Consider the following 17,024-nt stretch of genomic DNA (forward strand, 5'->3'; position numbering starts at 1 on the left):
AGATTGCGGTCACAGCGGGGGTTTCATCTCGAAACCCGCATCAACCGGTACGGCTAGCAGAGGGGACCTGATGCCCGAAAAGTTCGTCGGTAGCGACGGAGAACACGAGCTCCAGGAAACATTGGGTACCACCGAGCGCGCTGAGCGTTTCTACGACGACCAGGTGATCGACTATCTGAACCCCACGATGCTGGATTTCGTCGCCCGGATGGACATGGCCTTCATCGCCACCTCCGATTCGCACGGCGAATGTGACGCCAGCTTCCGCGCGGGCACCCCCGGATTCCTGCACGTGATCGACGATCGCACGATTGCGTACCCCGAATATCGAGGTAACGGGGTGATGGCCAGTCTGGGCAATGTGCTCGAGAACCCGCACGTCGGGATCCTGATGATCGACTTCGTTCGCGACCTCATCGGCCTGCACATCAACGGTAAGGCTCGCATGGTCGCCGACACCGAGCTGCGCGACACCGTCAGCGATCTGCCGCCCGCCGAGCGGGGCAAGACCTCGCAGGTGTGGGTGGTCGTCGATGTCGAAGAGGCCTATATCCACTGCCGCAAGCACATTCCGCAGATGGTGCCGGTGGCGCGGGATCAGCGCGAATGGGGCACCGACAACGTTCGTGCCAAAGGCGGCGACTACTTCGGGGTCAAGGCGGGCAAGCGTGCCCCGGCCGTCGCCGAGGCCAGCTGACTACTTGATCTTGAAGATCACTACCCGCTGCACGATGAAGTTGATGACGGTTGCGGTGCCCTGTGCGACCACGAACGCCACCGGCTGACGCCACCACTCGTCGGCCAGCGCGAAGAACAACAGCGCGTAGATCCCCACCTGCACCGCGAACGTCACCGCGTACAGCGCGACCACCGCGATGAACCGCGACCTGCTCGGCTCGGCCTTGAACGTCCAGCGCCGGTTGATCAGGTACGCGGTGGTCGTGCCCGCGATGAAACTGATCACCTTCGCGAGGATCTCCGGCACGCCGAGCACGTTCGACAGCAGCGTGAGCAGACCGAAGTCGACGATCGCCGAGAACCCACCGGTCAGCGTGAACCGCACGATCTGCGTCTTGAGGTCGACATCGGTTCCGCCGGGCTCGTCGACCAGGGGAATTTCGGCGGGCAGCGGCAGATGCGGTTGGGCTTGCACGTGAGAAGAGTACGAGACCAGCGCGTGGTCGTGCCATGCATGTAGCCTCTAAGCCGATGTCTGAGAAGATTTCGACCACCGCCGACGCTGCGTTCGCGCTCCCCACGCGTACCCGCAAGCTCACCGGTTGGGGTCGCACCGCACCCACCTCCGCAGAAGTGCTCTCGACCGGCGATCCGGAACTGATCGCCAAGGCCGTGAGCATGGTCGCGCAGGACAACGACTCGAAGCCGGCGCATCTGCGACGCGGCGTGATCGCGCGTGGCCTCGGCCGCTCGTACGGCGATCACGCCCAGAACGCGGGCGGCCTCGTCATCGACATGCCCGCGCTCAACCGCATCCACCGCATCGACCGCGATTCCCGCATGGTCGAGGTGGACGGCGGCGTGAGCCTGGACCAGCTGATGAAGGCCGCGCTGCCGTTCGGCCTGTGGGTTCCCGTGCTTCCCGGCACCCGCCAGGTGACCATCGGCGGCGCCATCGCCTCCGATATCCACGGCAAGAACCATCACAGCGAAGGCAGCTTCGGCAATCACGTCCGCTCGATCGACCTGCTCACCGCCGACGGTTCGGTGCGCACGATCTCGCCGACCGAGGATGCCGAGCTGTTCTGGGCGACGGTCGGCGGCAACGGGCTGACCGGCATCATCCTGCGCGCGACCATCGAGATGGCGCCGACGGAGACCGCCTACTTCCTCAACGACGGCATCAAGACCTCCACGCTGGACGAGACCATCGCGGTCCACAGCGACGGCAGCGAGGCGAACTACACCTACTCGAGCGCGTGGTTCGACGTGATGAACCCGCTGCCGAAGCTGGGTCGCTCCTGCCTGACCCGCGGCCGCTTGGCCACCGTCGACGAGTTGCCGAAGAAGCTGCAGAAGAACCCGCTGAAGTTCGACGCACCGCAGCTGCTGACCGTGCCGAACATCTTCCCCAGCTGGTCGGCCAACCGGCTGTCGCTGGGCGCGGTCGGCGAGGCGTACTACGCCATGGGCGGCACCTACACCGGCAAGGTCCAGAACCTGACGCAGTTCTATCACCCGCTCGACATGATCTCGGACTGGAACCGCGCCTACGGGCCCGCAGGTTTCCTGCAGTACCAGTTCGTGGTGCCGACCGAGGCCGTCGAAGAGTTCAAGCGGATCATCATCGACATCCAGGCGTCCGGGCACATCTCGGCGCTGAACGTGTTCAAGCTGTTCGGCGAGGGCAACGCGGCGCCGCTGAGCTTCCCGATGCCCGGCTGGAACATCTGCGTCGACTTCCCCATCCGCCGCGGCCTCAACGAGCTGGTCACCGACCTCGACCGGCGCGTGATGGAGTTCGGCGGCAGGCTCTACACCGCGAAGGACTCGCGCACCTCCGCCGAGAACTTCCACAAGATGTACCCGCGGATCGACGAGTGGATCAAGGTCCGCCGCAGCGTCGACCCGAATGGCGTTTTCATGTCCGATATGGCCAGGAGGCTGGAGCTCCAGTGATCAACGCAGTTGGCAACCCGCAGACCATCCTGCTCTTCGGCGGCACCTCCGAGATCGGTCTCGCGATCTGCGCCGAGTACCTGCGCAAGAGTCCGGCCCGGATCATCCTGGCGAACCTGCCCGGCGATCCGCTGCTCGAGAACGCCGTCACCACGCTGAAGGCGGCAGGCGCGACCCAGGTCGACGTCATCGACTTCGACGCGCTCGACACCGAGTCGCACCCGAAGGTCGTGGACTCCGCGTTCGCCGCCGGTGACGTGGACGTCGCGATCGTGGCGTTCGGTGTGCTCGGCGACGCCGAGGAGCTGTGGCAGAACCAGCGCAAGGCGGTCATGACCGTCGGGATCAACTACACCGCCGGTGTCTCGGTGGGCGTGCTGGTCGGCGACAAGTTCAAGGCGCAGGGCCACGGTCGGATCATCGTGATGTCCTCGGTGGCCGGTGAGCGCGTTCGCCGCTCCAACTTCGTCTACGGCTCCACCAAGGCGGGCCTTGACGGCTTCTACCTCGGCCTCGGTGAAGCGCTGCGTCCCTTCGGCCCGCGCGTCACCGTCATCCGGCCGATGCAGGTCCGCACGTCGGCGACCAAGGCCCACTGGGAAGCCACCGGCTCCAAGGAAGCCCCCCTCACCGTCGACCCGGAAGACGTGGCTCGCCTCGCGGTCGCCGCCTCGGAAAAGGGCACCGAGATCGTCTGGGCCCCGAACGAGGCCCGCTTCCTGATGTCGGCCCTGCGCCACGTGCCGCGCCCGATCTTCCGCAAGCTCCCGATCTGATCGACTGCGTTTCGGACTGCCGCATCATCCCCGGATGGTGCGGCAGTTCTGCTTTGCGGCTCCACTAGGCTGGCCCGGACCGTGGAGCACAGTGGAGCCGGAGGATTGCGCGCCGATGACGACCAATGACGAGGTGCGGGCGGGGCGCAGGGTCTGGGCCGGGGTCGGTGAAGGGGCTGCTGCCGCGGGGGTGGCGCTGGTTGTGGCTGTGGTGGGGCTGTTCGCGTTTTCGGCGGTGCAGTGGCCTGCGTTCAACTCCTCCAATGTGACTCGTGCGCTGACCACGGTGGGGCAGGTTGTTTCTGTTGCGCTGCTGGTGGTCTCGGTGCTGTTGATCCGGCTGCGGAAGTGGCCCGTGGTCGCGAAACTGCTTTCCTGGGTGGGCATTTCGAGTTTCGTCACCGTCACGCTGGGGATGCCCCTGGCCGCGACCAAGCTGTATCTGTTCGGTGTTTCGGTGGATCAGGAATTCCGGACCGAGTACCTGACGCGACTCACCGACAGTGCCGCACTGCGGGACATGACCTATGTGGATCTGCCGCCGTTCTACCCGGCCGGGTGGTTCTGGATCGGCGGGCGCGTGGGCAATGTGCTCGGCATGGACGGCTGGGAAGTGTTCAAGCCGTATGCGATCGGGCTGCTCGCCATTGCCGCGGCTGTCGCGCTGGTGTTGTGGATGCAGTTGGTTCGCGCGGATATGGCGGTGGGTGCGGCTGCCGCTGTCACGGCGATGACGGTGGCTTACGCCTCGCCGGAGGCTTATGGCGCGGTGCTCGTGGTGTTCATTCCGCCGGTGCTGGTGCTGGCGTGGGGTGCGTTGCATCGCCGGTCCGGCGGGTGGGGCGCGGTACTCGGGACCGGGGTGTTCCTCGGGGTGGCGGCGTGTTTTTACACGCTCTACCTGGCGATCGCGGCGTTCACCGTGGTGATCATGGCGGTGGTGGCGGCAGGTCTCGCTATTTACGCGCAGCGGGCCGACATCCGCCGGGCCGGACCCCGGACGAAAGCCGAGGCACTGGCGCAACCGTCTACTGACGCCGGATCGAACAGCACGGACGAGGATTCGGTCGGCGCCGCTGAGGCATCGGCCGACGGTCCTGCGGGTGCGGTGTCCGTGGCAGCGCGGCAACCCGCGTGGCGGGCGGGCGTGATGCCGTTGACGAAGCTGGCGGCGATCGGCGGTATCGCCGTCGTGCTCTCCCTTGTCGTGTGGATGCCGTTCCTGCTGAAGGTGCTGGCGGGCGCGAAGATCCCTTCCGGCAGCGCATTCCACTATCTGCCAGAATCCGGCGCACAGCTGGCCTTCCCGATGCTCGAGTTCTCTTTGCGCGGCGCCCTGTGCATGATCGGCGTGCTGTGGCTCGTGATTCGAGCTGGATCATCGAGGCGCGCACAGGCATTGGGCCTCGGCGTCGTATCGATCTACCTGTGGACACTGCTCTCGATGCTTGCGACCGCAGCGGGCACCACCCTCCTGTCCTTCCGACTCGAGCCCGTCCTGCTCGCATTGCTAGCCGCCGCAGGCGTTTTCGGTTTCGTCGAAGGCGCCACCGCCATCTACCAGGCCCTCAACGAACCCGCCCCGATGCGAACAGCGGCCGCCGCGATCGCCGTCCTCGGCGCCATGGCCTTCGCCCAAACCATCCCCACCGTCCTCACCCACGAAATCGACACCGCCTACACCGACACCGTGCCCACCGACGTACCGAACGCCGACGGTACGTACGGGGTCCGCGCCGACAAACGCAAGCCCTCCGCAGTCGCGTACTACCACGCCGTCGACCAGGCCATCCAAGCCCAAACCGGCCGCCCCCGAGACGAATCCATAGTCCTCACCGCAGACACCACCTTCCTGGCCTACTACCCCTACTGGGGCTTCCAAGCCCTGACCTCCCACTACGCAAACCCCCTGTCGGACTTCAAATCCCGCGCCGCCACCATCGCCGCCTGGAGCAAACTCCCCAACTCCCCCGCCTTGGTAGAAGCCCTCGCGAAGTCCCCCTGGCCGTCCCCCGACGCCTTCCTCTTCCGCACCGACGGCGACAACTACACCCTCCGCCTGGCCGAAGACGTCTACCCCAACGACCCCAACGTCAAGCGCTACACAGTCGCCTTCCCCAAATCCCTCTTCACCGACCCCACCTTCACCACAACAGAACTCGGCCCCTTCACCCTGATCACCGTCCGCCGCTGATGTATTGGGATCCGATGCCGGTCGTGGCCGTCGCCGAAGGCGCCACCTTCGAACTGACCCATAAACCTGGAACGCTGCGGACACTCGAGGCCCCTGCCTCGTTTCTCCTCGGCCGCTGGGAGAACAGGGATTGGCGCAACGTGCCGGGCCCCTTTTACGGCGCAGGCACCGATACCTGCTGGAGCGGGCGCGAATTCGCACCCGACCACATCACGTATGAGGACGACAACTGGGGTGAGATCGTATACCGGCAGCCGACCAACCCGGCCGAAACATTCGCCCTGCTGACCGGGATGTGGTCAGATCCTTTCAGCGGCTTCGGCAGCGACGGCCACACCCATTGGACAATGCAGTTGATTCGCGAATGGTGGTCCGACCGTGCACGTCTCGCGGCTTGGATCGACAAGGCGGCCAGCGCCTTCAGTAGCGACGCCGGCCGGGACCAAGACGCCGCCCATAGTCTCCGAGATTACGAGGCCTACCTGAACAACGGCCTCGAAACCTACCTCGTCGAATATGCCTTCTGGCTCGACAACGGCCGCCCCGCCACCCCAGACGAACCCCGCCCGAGCCTGACACGCTGAATCGGACGCACCCGGCCGAGCGCGCAGCCCGTTCCTCTCCCAGTCACGCACGCCAGGCCGTTCGCTCCTCGAGCGCCTCGACAGTCCTGGCCAGCAGCACTTCATCTCCTTCGATGCGAAAGTGCACATCGTCGCCCGCACGCAAGCCCAATGCCTCACGGACAGCGAGGGGAACCGAGACTCGCCCGTTCGAGGTCAGTCGAGCAATCGCGTCCATAGCGTCTCCTCCTCGGGTTATGTGCGCGGAAGTGCGTCTATGCGTGCATGAACCTCCGTGCTATCCGTGCAGCAAAGTACCGTCCAAGTGCGTACACCGGCCAGCATTCACGGTCGTTCGGCGACCGCCTGAGCGCCTTGCCGATGGAAGCGCTGGGGTGGGCAGCTCTGTGATCCGTCCTCAGGCGGGGGTGCGGCCGAGGTAGTGGAGCAGTTCGGCGGTGGGGGTGCTTGCCGATCCTTCGACGATGGGGGCGTAGGCGCCCCACTGGCGGAGGGGTTCGATGATTTCGGCGTCGGCGCCCGAACCGGGGGCCGGGTGGATCGTGCGGGCGGCCGCAAGGAGGTGGGTCGACAGGTCGTCGTCGAGGGGCGACGGCTGGCCCGTGGCGATCGCGATGTCCCAGGCATGGACTGCCGCGTCGAGGGCCGCGAGGGCGGCCGCGACCGGAGTGGGGAGGTCGCCGTGTGGGAGAGGTGTGGGCACGGTGGCGGTGTCGGCGGCAACAGTGGTCCAGGCTTCGGCGGTTCGGTCGATGGCTTCGTGGACGAGGGCGATGGCGGTGCCGTCGATTTCACCGGAGGGGTCGAAGGGGTTGTAGGTGGGGCCGGGGCCGACGCCGAGGGCGGCGGCGTAGGCGAGTTGGTCGCCTGCGGCGTGCTGGATTACCTGGGTGACGGTCCAATCCGAGCAGGGGGTCGGCAGGTTCCACTGGTCGTCGGTGATGCCGGCGACGACGTCGCTGAGGGCCCGGTAGGAGGTGGCGACCACGTCGCGCCAGACGATTTCGAGGGAGTCGTTGCTGTTCATGATGGAGCCTTTCGTAGTGGTGTTGATGACTCCAGCCTAGAAACCTATTAGGCTTGTTTCTTTCCTAATTCTCGAACGAGGTGAAAATTGGCTGCGACAACCCCACGCGTACTGCGTCTGCTCGCCCTGTTGCAGGACCGCGCCTACACCGGCCGCGAGCTCGCCGACCGCCTCGACATCACCGAACGCACTGTGCGCAACGACATTTCACGACTGCGCGAACTCGGCTATCCGGTGCACGCGGAACGGGGTGCGATCGGCGGCTACCGACTCGGCCGCGGCGCGACCATGCCACCACTACTCCTCGATGACGAGGAAGCCGTCGCCGTCGCCCTGTCCATCGCCGTCGCCCACGACGGCTCACTCGCCGTCTCCGACATCGGCGACCAGCTCACCAGAGCCCTGCGCAAGATCGAACAGATCCTCCCGAAACGCCTGCAGCGCAAGGTTTCCGCACTGCGCGACGCCACCGAAATCGGCCCGGCCACCACTGGCTCACGCGAACCGGACGCGCCGGTCGCCGCGGGCATCCTCACCACCCTCGCCGACGCGGTCCGCCGCACCACCGCCGTCACCGTCGAAACACCCGACGGCACAACAGAACTCGAGCCCTACCGTCTGATCAACTGGCAACGCCGCTGGTACCTGGTCGCCTACAGCATGAAAACCCATGACTGGGCGGCACTTCCAGCCGCCACGATCACCCGGGCCGAGACCGGTGCGCGCGTCTTCGCCCCACGCACTCTCCCCGGCGACGACCTCGTCGCCTTCGTGATGCGTCGCATCGCCTCCACCGCGTGGCGCGTCCACGCCCGCGTCACCGTCCTCGAACCCGCCGAGACCGTGATCGCCAGGATCAACCCGGCGGTCGGCGTCGTGGAGCCGATCGACGAGCACAGTTGCGTACTGCTGACCGGCGCCGACGCGATGGAGACGATCGCGATCTACCTCAGCATGTTGATGATGGATTTCCGCGTCGACGGCCCACCCGAACTGGTCGCGCATCTGCGCACCCTGGCCCGCCGCTACACCGAATCGGTCGCGAACTGACCGCTACGGATCGTTTCCGTTCCGTGCCGGAACCAGGTGTTCATCCCGCTCGACAGCACTACACTGACGAGTGCGGCACGGTCGCCGCCGGCGGATCACACAGGCCCCCGGCGGATGGCGTTGGAATCAGATCCTGCACGTCACGGGTCTCGCGCGACCCGCTACCGGAGGAGGACGTATGTCCGATCCGTTGCACACGAGGGTGTGCCTCACCGGCCTGAACTGTTCCTGCCCGAGCATCAGCGTTTTCCTGGTGCCCGAACCGCTGGTTCGCGGCGGGCAGATGATGCACCTGCTCGAACAGACGCCGGTCGCCGGACGAATACCCGTTCCCACCCCGGACACCGAGCTGATCGACCTGATCCAGGCCGTCCGCACACCACTGGACACGCGTGGGCTGGCCCGCGCGCAGCAGGTCGCGTTCACCGGACCGCACCACGATCCGCCTGCCGCGCGCGAGGTGCTGCACGACCATCTCATCGAAGAACCGTGGGGCCTCGATGTGGACGATCCGGACGAGCTGACCCGGCTGGAGATGCTGCCCGAACGGCGCATCGGGGTGCGGCGTATCGACGATTTCCAGGCACATTCGATCCGGCAGGCGATGGCGGCGGTGTACCGGTATTTCGCGATCGACCAGCGCATTCCGTTGATTTATCACGGTTTCGCCGATCCCCGCGATGGCTGGTTCGCCCTGCGCGCTTCGGCGGTGTAACAGATACCTGTGTTGATCGACACCCGGTAGCCACTGGTGTGCGGGCGCGCGATAGACCACAATATGTGCGGGCAGGGTCAACAAACCGCGCGGTCGGTGTCGCGTGGGGGGTACCCTGCGAAATGTTGGAAGTTCGGCCGACCGAAATCAGTTTTTGGTAGCGCTGATCGGTACGGATGCAGAGGTATTGCTATGACGCTCAGCCGACCGGAGCGGATCGAGGCCTTACTGGCGGGCCCACAACGCCTGGCACGGGAACCTCAGCCGCGTGAACAGCTCGAGTCACTCGGTGCGATCGAGCGGGTCATCATCGACACCACCATCGCCATGCTCTCCCCCGGCCAGAAGTTCGCGCTGCTGTGGTCACTGCAGGTCGGCGAGCACGCGGTCGCCGGAGTGCAGATCAAAGAGCGCGACGGCACGGTCACCAACCTGATGCCGCCCACCGAGGTGCTCGAATACCTCACCGATCACAAGCGCATGTCCTACGCCCCGGAAACGGGCGCCTGGCTCAGCGCCGAGATCTTCATCGCGGGCCCCACCCGCTACAAGACCAACTACTCCACCGGCACCGTGGCGGATTGGATGCCGGAGGTCACGGCCGACGATCTCACCGCCGAATTCGCCGCCTTCCCGCGCCCCGACGCCGAGATCCCCGACTGGGCCCGTTCCCAGCTCGAATGGGCCACCCGCAAGACCGGCTAGACACCCGGATCAACCCGCTGACCTGCGACGTCCGACGGCCGCCTCCGATCACACGATCGGATCCCGTCGCCGTCGAAGGCGACGATGACCGGGCTCGCTCGACGGGTCCGACCGAGCGGCGCCCACTCGCGCACAGGTTCGATGGATAGCATCACCCCCGTGCCGGACCGATCTGAACGTGCGTTCACCCGATACCGCCTGATCGCCCTCGTCTGTGGGCTACTCGGGTTCGTGCTCGCCCTGCTCACTCCGCTACTGCCGGTTCGCCAAGACCGCGCGAGCCTGGACTGGCCGCAGGCAGGCGCGACGAGTGTCGAGGCGCCGCTGGTGTCGTATGTGCCGCAGCGGCTCGACGCGCAGCTGCCGTGCCCGGTGCTGCGCGGGCTACCCGGCAGCGATGTGCGCGGGCCCGAAGGCCAGAACGCGACCCCGCAGCCGACGACCCTGCTGACCACGATCCCGGTCGAGTCCGGTCAGCTCGCGCGTGGCCTGAGTGTGATCGCCCGCGACGGGGTGGTCACCGTGCAGGCCCGCGATGTGCCGATGCTGTCGGCGCCGATCGAGGAGATCGCGCACTGCGACCGGATCTCGATCGAGTCCACCATCGAGGCCACCACGGTGGAGTTCGTCGGTGTGACCCGCAAGGACGGCACCCCGTTCCGCAACACCGTCACCGTCGACAAGCGCCCGCAGATCGTCGGCGTCTACACCGACCTCGACGCGACGGCTCTCACCGGCGCCCGGCTGCACGCCGATATCGACTCCCGCTTCACCTCCACGCCGACCACGCTGAAACTGGCGGCGATGATCGGCGCCGGTGTCTTCACCCTGCTCGCGCTGATCGCCCTGCACCTGCTCGACACCACCGACGGCCGCCGCGCCCGCCACTTCCTGCCCCGGCACTGGTGGCGGATCACCCCCACCGATGTGGTGGTGGTCGCGACGCTGCTCGGCTGGCACGTGATCGGCGCCAACACCTCCGACGACGGCTACATCCTCAATATGGCCCGCGCGTCGGGCCCGTCGGGCTATATGGCGAACTACTACCGCTGGTTCGGGGTGCCGGAGGCGCCGTTCGGCTGGTCCTACGAGGTACTCGCCTGGATGACGAAGATCTCCGACGCCAGCCCGTGGATGCGCCTGCCCGCGCTCGCCGCCGGACTCCTCTGCTGGGCGGTGATCAGCCGAGAGGTGCTGCCCCGCTTGGGCGCTCGCGTGCGCCGCGACAAGGTGGCGCTGTGGACGGCGGGCCTGGTGTTCCTGGCCTTCTGGCTCCCCTACGACAACGGCCTTCGCCCCGAACCGCTGATCGCGGCGGGCGCCCTGCTCACCTGGTGCCTCATCGAACGCGCCATCGCCACCGCGCGACTGCTGCCTGCCGCACTGGCGATCCTCGTCGCCGCGTTCTCGCTGGCAGCGGGCCCGACGGGCCTGATCTGTATCGCCGCCATGATCGCGGGCACCCGGCCGGTCATGCAGATCATCATCAAACGCGCCCAGGGTCTGCGCCCGGCGGACAGCGACGAGGGGGTCACATCGGACGAACCAGCACCACGATTGTCGTTGGGCACCAAGATCTTCCGCTACGCAGCACTCCTGGCCCCAGGAATCGCCGCAGGCACCCTGGTGCTCATCATCGTCTTCGCAGACCAGACGCTCGCCACCGTCATGGAGGCCACCCGCGTCCGTACCCTCGTTGGCCCGAACGTCGCCTGGTTCGACGAACGCACCCGCTGGGACTCGCTGTTCATGCTCTCCCCCGACGGCTCACTGGCCCGCCGGTTCGGCGTGCTGGTGATGCTGCTGTGCCTGCTCGTGTGCATCCTGCAGGTGTTGCGCAAGGGTCGTATCCCCGGCACCGCGCGCGGCCCGTCGGTGCGCATCCTCGGCATCGTCTTCGCGGCCCTGCTGCTGATGATGTGGACGCCCACCAAGTGGACCCACCACTTCGGCGTCTACGCGGGCCTGGCCGGTTCGCTGGCGGCGCTGGCCGCGGTTGCGGTGGGCACCAACGGAATCAAGGCTCCACGCAACCGAGCGCTCTTCACGGCTGCCGTGTTGTTCCTGCTCGCGATGACGTTCACCGGCTCCAACGGCTGGTGGTACGTATCGAGTTTCGGCGTGCCGTTCTGGGACAAAGCGCCGATGGTGGCGGGCAAGGGTGTTTCGACGCTGTTCCTCGGACTCAGCATTCTCGCCCTGCTGGTCGCACTGTATTTCCACCTGCGCGCTCCCTATCGAAAGCTGAGAGCGACAGCACGTTTCGACCGCTTCGCCACCATGCCGCTGACCATCGCGGCAGCACTGCTGGTGCTGTTCGAAGTGGCGTCGATGGCCAAGGGCGCGATCACCCAGTACCCCGCGTATTCCATCGCGAAGTCGAATATCAATTCACTGCAGGGCAATACGTGCGCCCTCGCCAATGATGTTCTGGTGGAGTCGAATACGGCCGACTCCCTGCTCACCCCCTACACCGGCTCCCCCGCCGACGGCCTGAACGCCGAATCCACCGGCTTCACCCCCGACGGCGTGGCCGACGACCTCACCGCCGACGCCGACGAGACCGTGGTCGGCGGCGCCAACTCGGTCGACAAGGATTCCGCCAACAAGACCACCAAGACCACCGGCGCGGGCACGGGCGGCGGCACCAGCGCCGAACCCGGCATCAACGGCAGTACCGTCGCCCTCCCGTTCGGCCTCGACCCCGCCCGCACGCCGGTCCTCGGTTCCTTCCAGGACGGCGTGCAGCAGCAGGCGAAGCTGACCTCGCAGTGGTATCGCGTCGACCTCGGCGACAGCGTGCGCCACGATCCCGCCTACCAGGCCCTCGTGATCACCGCGGCCGGGCGCATCCGCTACGTCGACACCGACGGCGTCGTGCACTACGGCCAGGACCTGCGCGTGGAATACGGCACCCGCGCCGCCGACGGTTCCGTCGACGTGACCGGCTCCTTGGCCCCCCTGGACATCGGCCCGTCGCCGTCGTGGCGCAACCTGCGCGTCCCGATCGACCAGCTGCCCGAGGGGGTGAACGCGGTGCGCTTGGTCGCTGCGGACAACGACATCACCGGAAAGCAGTGGCTCGCGGTCACCCCGCCCAGGCTGCCGAAACTGGTCACCCTCGACTCGGTGGTCGGCCATCAGGACCCCGTGCTGCTGGACTGGCATGTCGGCCTCGCGTTCCCCTGCCAGCGCCCGTTCGAACACCACGACGGCGTCGCGGAGGCCCCGAAGTGGCGGATTCTGCCCGATCGGGTCGGGTCCGACGCATCCAATGCCTGGCAGGACGACATCGGCGGCGGCCCGCTCGGGTGGACAAATCTGCTCTTGAAGGCCGAGACTGTGCCCACCTATCTCGACCACGATCTCGGCCGCGATTGGGGCTCGCTGGAGCGGTTCACGCCGTATCAGCCCGCACCGCCCGCGGAGATCGGGGTGAGGGTGATCGATCAGTCGGGTCTAGCGAAAGAACCGGCAATTCGGGCACAGTGAGACAGTGGCAGCGCAAGGGCAGTGACCGGGCACTTGTGCGTGTCTCTTACGAAAAACTCAGTGCCCGTTAGGGTTTCGATTAGATGAAACACCTGTAAATGACAGCGTAAAGGACCTGTGCCTGCACGTTTGAGCACGTACCCTGGTGGGTATGACAGGAGCCTTCGATGACATGGATCTACGAGATCTCGTCGAGTTGCTCAGCAACGACGAGAAGCTGGAACTACGACCGGCCGTAATGCGGGTACTGGAAAGACTGCCTTCACAAGAGGTTTTACGCCGCGACCTGAACCGTCGCATGCTCAACGTCTGACTCCTGCCGCACACGACCGAAAAGGCGCGAACCACACTATGTGGTCCGCGCCTTTATCTTTTGCGGCTGGCGCCGCGGTTCTCGGCGCTTAACTCCGAGAACAGGGAAACCGGGCTAGAAGACTCTCAGAGGTCCCGGGCTCCACAGGCCGTTGCGGGTTGCGGTGCCGGTCTCGAGTTGGGCGGGAGTCGCCTTCGCGTACTGGTCGTAGCGTTCCAGCGAACCCCAGTCGCGGGCCCAGTCGTCCTTCAGATAGGTCGGGATGGTGACCCGGGCCGCCAGCATCTGCGTCATGCCGAGCGGTCCACCGAACTCCTGCGCCTGCCAGGTGTCGGTCGACGAGATCGCCAGCGGACGGTCCGGCAGGATCCGGTAGTTCGGCACCTCGGCCACGCCGTTGCGGTGCGCGAACGGACGCTGGCACGGGAACTGCAGGCCGACGGCCCAGTCGAGCAGTACCGGCTGGTCGCGGCCGATGAAGGTGTCGAGGCTCTGCAGCTTCGGCACCCGCGGCGGGGTGAACGCCAGCCACTGGTCGCCGATCAGGATCGGGTCGTTGACCATGATGCGCACCGCGTTGACCTCGGCCGGGAGGTCGGCCAGCGGCACGCGCAGGTTGCGCCACGACGGGGCAGGGCCGATATCGCGCGGCTGGTAGGCGCCGAGGACGTTGACGCTGCCGTCGGGGTTGCGGGTGCCGTATTCGACGAACAGCGCCTGCCCGTACTTGTCGGCGCCGGCGTCGTCCTTGGAGGCGATGCGACCGGCCGCGCTGATCACGACCAGCGGCGAGTCGTCCGAGCGGGCGGGCAGCCCGTACCAGGCCGATTCCAGGTGGGCGGGCTGCTGCATGCCCTCCTGGTAGGAGCCGAGAATCGGGGTCTGCGCCGGGTCGAGGCCGAACGGCAGCGCCACGGTGGAACCGTTGATGCCGCGTGCGCCCTCGCCGCCGCCGGTGCCCGCGCTCTCACCTTCGGCGAAGGCCGCGCCGACCGACTGGTTGCTGGTGTTGCCGGTGCCCGGCTTCACCTCGACCGCGTCGGCGGACAGGTCGCCCGGCACACCGTTGGGGGTGAAGCCGACCGAGCCGGTGCCTGCGAGGGGATCGTCGGGGTTGGTGAACGGGCGGGCCGGGTCGACGATCGGGTCGAGCCTGCCGCCGTTGGGGTCGGCTTCGACCAGCACATCGTTGGCCAGGCCGCACGAGTTGTTGCTCAGCGCGTCGATGTTGGATCGGCCGAGCGAGTACCCGGGGTACTGCTGGGTCGCGCCCTTGATCAACGACACCACTTCGAACAGCACCATCAGCCCGACCACGACGGTCAGCGGGATGGCGGCGAACTTGCGAATCCGCTTGCCGCGCTTGGTCTTCGCCGACGGCACCGGCTTCACGTAATCCTCACGCAGGGCGTACCAGCCGACCAGCGCCAAGGCCACACCGAACAGGATCAGCATCACGGTGTTGGAGTTGATGCCGCGCAGCGAGATGGTGCGGTCGAACCACGGCACGCCATAGCTGGACACGTACCAGTAGCCGTTGATGCCGGAGAACGACAGCGCGAGCACGAACAGCAACCCGGCCAGGAAGATCGCCCGGTTCTTGCGTGAACGCAGCGCGCTCTGCGACACCGCCACCGCGGTCACCGCCGCGAGCCCACCCGCGATGCCCGCGTAGGCACCGAAGTGGTGGGTCCACTTGGTGGGGTTGAACATCATGAAGAAGATCGTGCCGAAGACGATCCCCATCAACCGCCAGGTCGGACCCGACGCGATGCCGGGTACCTGACGACGCCGCAGCAGCACCAGCAGCGTGGTGAACAGGCACAGCAGCATCACCAGGAAGGCGAAGCGCCTGGCCAGCGACCCGTCGACGGTCTCGACGAACATGTAGTAGTAGCGCAGGTAGTCCTCGTACCAGGCCAGGTTCGGGCCGGTGGCCTGACGCACCCGGTTGGCTTCCTGGATGCCCGCGAAGGTCTGGTCGCCGTAGACGACCGTGAGCACCAGCAGACCGGCCGACGCGATCGGTGCGAGCAGCGCGGTCGTGCCGAACTGGCGATGACGGCGCACGATGATCCGCACCAGCGGCCGGATACCCGCCAGCAGCGCGGCGATACACATCAAACCGGTGGGTGCGGCGGCGAGGGTGAACGCCGCGATCAGCACCGCGATACCCGCGGGCAGCAGGCGACCGGTGGCGATGGCGCGTTCGATCGACACCCAGGTGAGCAGGGCGCCCAGCGCCACGATCGGTTCCGAGCGCAGGCCATTGTCGAACGGCAGCCAGAACGCCAGGAACACCAGTCCGCCGGTCCACAGCGCCACCTGCGAGCGCTTCACCGCATTGCCAAGGCGCGGGACCACTTCGCGGCTGATCACCATCCAGCACAGGATCGCGCAGAGCAGCGCCGGGACGCGCACCCACGGGCTGGCCGTGGAGATCTCGGCGAACACCTGGATCACGTAGTAGTACCAGCCGAACGGCGCCTCGGGGACGCCGTACCAGCGGAAGTAGTTGGCCGTATAGCCCGCGTCGGGGGCCACGCGCACCATCGACAGGATGTAGCCGTCGTCGGAGGTGTTGGCGCCGACGAAATGCCAGATCAGCAGCGTGCCGATCACCGCGCCGTCGGCCCACGTCGGCTTCAACCAGTTACGCGGCAGGAAGCGGCGGTGCCCGCGCCCGTCACTGCCGTCGAGGCGGCCCAGCGCGGCAAGCGCCAGCAGGGTGCACAGCACGGCCGCGATGATCGCGACCAGCTTGATCAGCGACGGGCTCGAGGAGAACCGGGTGTCGATCGTCGAGGTCAGCGAAAGACCCTGCGGCACCTCACCCTTCAGATCGGTGAACACACCGACGATCTGCGGGCGGAGGTCACCGGCGAGCTGACCCTGCACGGGCACCTGCACGGTTTCCATCGCACCCGGCTGACCGGCGATCGGCCGCTCGACCTGCTTGGTCAGCCCCACGAACTCCGCACTCGTGCGCGACTGATCGGAGCTGATGTGGATCGCCGAACACCCGTCCATCGCCGACCGCTCCGCCGTCGCCACCACCGCGTTGCGATCCACCACATCCACCGCGGTATCGGACACGCGCACGAACAGCGCCTCCAACGCCGCCGCATCGCCCTGCGGGGGCGCGGTCGCCAGCAGCATCCCGCCCTGTTCGGGCAGGGTCGACACGGCGCTACACGGAATCGACACATTCAGATCGATCGGCACCTGCGACATCAACGGCGCCTGCAGGTTTCCGAGCGTGCCGTTCTGTGGCCAGTTCAGTTGCGCGGTCGTCTGAGTGACCGGCAGGAACGGCGTTGCCACCGCGAACAGGGCACCGAGGATCCCGGCGACGATCGCGATCCATCGCGCGATCCGGAAGTCCTTCGCGGATGCCACCGGTTCTGCGGGCGGCTTGGTGAGAACAGCTGTTGCGGCGTCTGGCACGGTTCGCCATGGTATCTGTCCGCCCCTGGTTCTGAGGGGTCGCTCTCACCGGGTGTGGAGTCAGGCCGTCTTGACAGCAGTCGG

Annotated in this window: 14 protein-coding genes; 10 read left to right on the top strand and 4 right to left on the bottom strand. The window is 66.7% G+C overall.

Annotated elements, in window-relative coordinates:
* Positions 1–70: 70 nt before the first annotated feature.
* Positions 71–697 (top strand): pyridoxamine 5'-phosphate oxidase family protein, encoded by a 627-nt coding sequence (locus ACFW6D_RS20645; RefSeq protein WP_379330395.1) that lies wholly within the window; start codon positions 71–73, stop codon positions 695–697.
* On the opposite strand, the gene ACFW6D_RS20650 is transcribed toward ACFW6D_RS20645, so the two are convergent.
* Positions 698–1,153 carry a GtrA family protein gene (locus ACFW6D_RS20650; RefSeq protein ID WP_379330397.1) on the bottom strand — a complete coding sequence of 152 codons (456 nt, stop codon included), beginning with the start codon at positions 1,151–1,153 and terminating at the stop codon, positions 698–700. It lies immediately after the preceding gene.
* Positions 1,154–1,221: 68 nt separating this feature from the next.
* Between ACFW6D_RS20650 and ACFW6D_RS20655 the strand changes: the two genes are divergently transcribed.
* From ACFW6D_RS20655 to ACFW6D_RS20670, 4 genes are all read left to right on the top strand, one after another.
* The gene (locus tag ACFW6D_RS20655; RefSeq protein WP_379330530.1) at positions 1,222–2,637 is read left to right on the top strand and encodes an FAD-binding protein; all 1,416 of its coding nucleotides are present in this window, start codon (positions 1,222–1,224) and stop codon (positions 2,635–2,637) included.
* The gene (locus ACFW6D_RS20660; protein WP_379330399.1) at positions 2,634–3,413 is read left to right on the top strand and encodes a decaprenylphospho-beta-D-erythro-pentofuranosid-2-ulose 2-reductase; all 780 of its coding nucleotides are present in this window, start codon (positions 2,634–2,636) and stop codon (positions 3,411–3,413) included. Before ACFW6D_RS20655 ends, ACFW6D_RS20660 begins: the two co-directional genes overlap by 4 nt.
* 115 nt (positions 3,414–3,528) lie before the next feature.
* Positions 3,529–5,607, top strand: coding sequence for an arabinofuranosyltransferase (locus tag ACFW6D_RS20665; protein ID WP_379330401.1), 2,079 nt, complete (start codon positions 3,529–3,531; stop codon positions 5,605–5,607).
* A gap of 14 nt (positions 5,608–5,621) precedes the next feature.
* Entirely contained in the window at positions 5,622–6,191 is a 570-nt protein-coding gene (locus tag ACFW6D_RS20670) for a ferredoxin (protein WP_379330403.1), read from the top strand.
* A 43-nt stretch (positions 6,192–6,234) separates the two neighbouring features.
* On the opposite strand, the gene ACFW6D_RS20675 is transcribed toward ACFW6D_RS20670, so the two are convergent.
* Complete coding sequence (locus tag ACFW6D_RS20675; RefSeq protein WP_379330405.1) at positions 6,235–6,408, bottom strand: AbrB/MazE/SpoVT family DNA-binding domain-containing protein; 174 nt, start codon at positions 6,406–6,408, stop codon at positions 6,235–6,237.
* 180 nt (positions 6,409–6,588) lie between these two features.
* Positions 6,589–7,218: a TIGR03086 family metal-binding protein gene (locus ACFW6D_RS20680; protein WP_379330407.1), complete on the bottom strand. Its 630-nt coding sequence runs from the start codon at positions 7,216–7,218 to the stop codon at positions 6,589–6,591.
* Positions 7,219–7,305: 87 nt separating this feature from the next.
* On the opposite strand from ACFW6D_RS20680, the gene ACFW6D_RS20685 reads away from it, so the two are divergent.
* From ACFW6D_RS20685 to ACFW6D_RS20705, 5 genes are all read left to right on the top strand, one after another.
* Positions 7,306–8,268: a helix-turn-helix transcriptional regulator gene (locus ACFW6D_RS20685; RefSeq protein WP_379330409.1), complete on the top strand. Its 963-nt coding sequence runs from the start codon at positions 7,306–7,308 to the stop codon at positions 8,266–8,268.
* 178 nt (positions 8,269–8,446) lie between these two features.
* Positions 8,447–8,983, top strand: a complete 537-nt coding sequence (locus ACFW6D_RS20690; RefSeq protein WP_379330411.1) for a hypothetical protein — start codon at positions 8,447–8,449, stop codon at positions 8,981–8,983.
* A gap of 192 nt (positions 8,984–9,175) precedes the next feature.
* On the top strand, positions 9,176–9,688 hold the full coding sequence (locus tag ACFW6D_RS20695) for a hypothetical protein (RefSeq protein ID WP_379330413.1): 513 nt from the start codon (positions 9,176–9,178) through the stop codon (positions 9,686–9,688).
* 141 nt (positions 9,689–9,829) lie between these two features.
* Entirely contained in the window at positions 9,830–13,180 is a 3,351-nt protein-coding gene (locus tag ACFW6D_RS20700) for an arabinosyltransferase domain-containing protein (protein ID WP_379330415.1), read from the top strand.
* A gap of 172 nt (positions 13,181–13,352) precedes the next feature.
* Positions 13,353–13,493 carry a hypothetical protein gene (locus ACFW6D_RS20705; protein ID WP_379330417.1) on the top strand — a complete coding sequence of 47 codons (141 nt, stop codon included), beginning with the start codon at positions 13,353–13,355 and terminating at the stop codon, positions 13,491–13,493.
* A gap of 114 nt (positions 13,494–13,607) precedes the next feature.
* On the opposite strand, the gene ACFW6D_RS20710 is transcribed toward ACFW6D_RS20705, so the two are convergent.
* Entirely contained in the window at positions 13,608–16,940 is a 3,333-nt protein-coding gene (locus ACFW6D_RS20710) for an arabinosyltransferase domain-containing protein (protein ID WP_379330419.1), read from the bottom strand.
* Positions 16,941–17,024 lie beyond the last annotated feature (84 nt).

Origin of the sequence: Nocardia sp. NPDC058705 (assembly GCF_042749305.1) — a bacterium.
Classification (GTDB): domain Bacteria; phylum Actinomycetota; class Actinomycetes; order Mycobacteriales; family Mycobacteriaceae; genus Nocardia.

Excerpts from the sequence above, each read along its gene's own strand:
- ACFW6D_RS20645 (WP_379330395.1), top strand. The coding sequence starts at position 71 with ATGCCCGAAAAGTTCGTCGGTAGCGACGGAGAACACGAGCTCCAGGAA.
- ACFW6D_RS20665 (WP_379330401.1), top strand. The coding sequence starts at position 3,529 with ATGACGACCAATGACGAGGTGCGGGCGGGGCGCAGGGTCTGGGCCGGG.
- ACFW6D_RS20670 (WP_379330403.1), top strand. The coding sequence starts at position 5,622 with ATGCCGGTCGTGGCCGTCGCCGAAGGCGCCACCTTCGAACTGACCCAT.
- ACFW6D_RS20675 (WP_379330405.1), bottom strand. The coding sequence starts at position 6,408 with ATGGACGCGATTGCTCGACTGACCTCGAACGGGCGAGTCTCGGTTCCC.
- ACFW6D_RS20680 (WP_379330407.1), bottom strand. The coding sequence starts at position 7,218 with ATGAACAGCAACGACTCCCTCGAAATCGTCTGGCGCGACGTGGTCGCC.
- ACFW6D_RS20690 (WP_379330411.1), top strand. The coding sequence starts at position 8,447 with ATGTCCGATCCGTTGCACACGAGGGTGTGCCTCACCGGCCTGAACTGT.
- ACFW6D_RS20695 (WP_379330413.1), top strand. The coding sequence starts at position 9,176 with ATGACGCTCAGCCGACCGGAGCGGATCGAGGCCTTACTGGCGGGCCCA.
- ACFW6D_RS20700 (WP_379330415.1), top strand. The coding sequence starts at position 9,830 with ATGGATAGCATCACCCCCGTGCCGGACCGATCTGAACGTGCGTTCACC.
- ACFW6D_RS20705 (WP_379330417.1), top strand. The coding sequence starts at position 13,353 with ATGGATCTACGAGATCTCGTCGAGTTGCTCAGCAACGACGAGAAGCTG.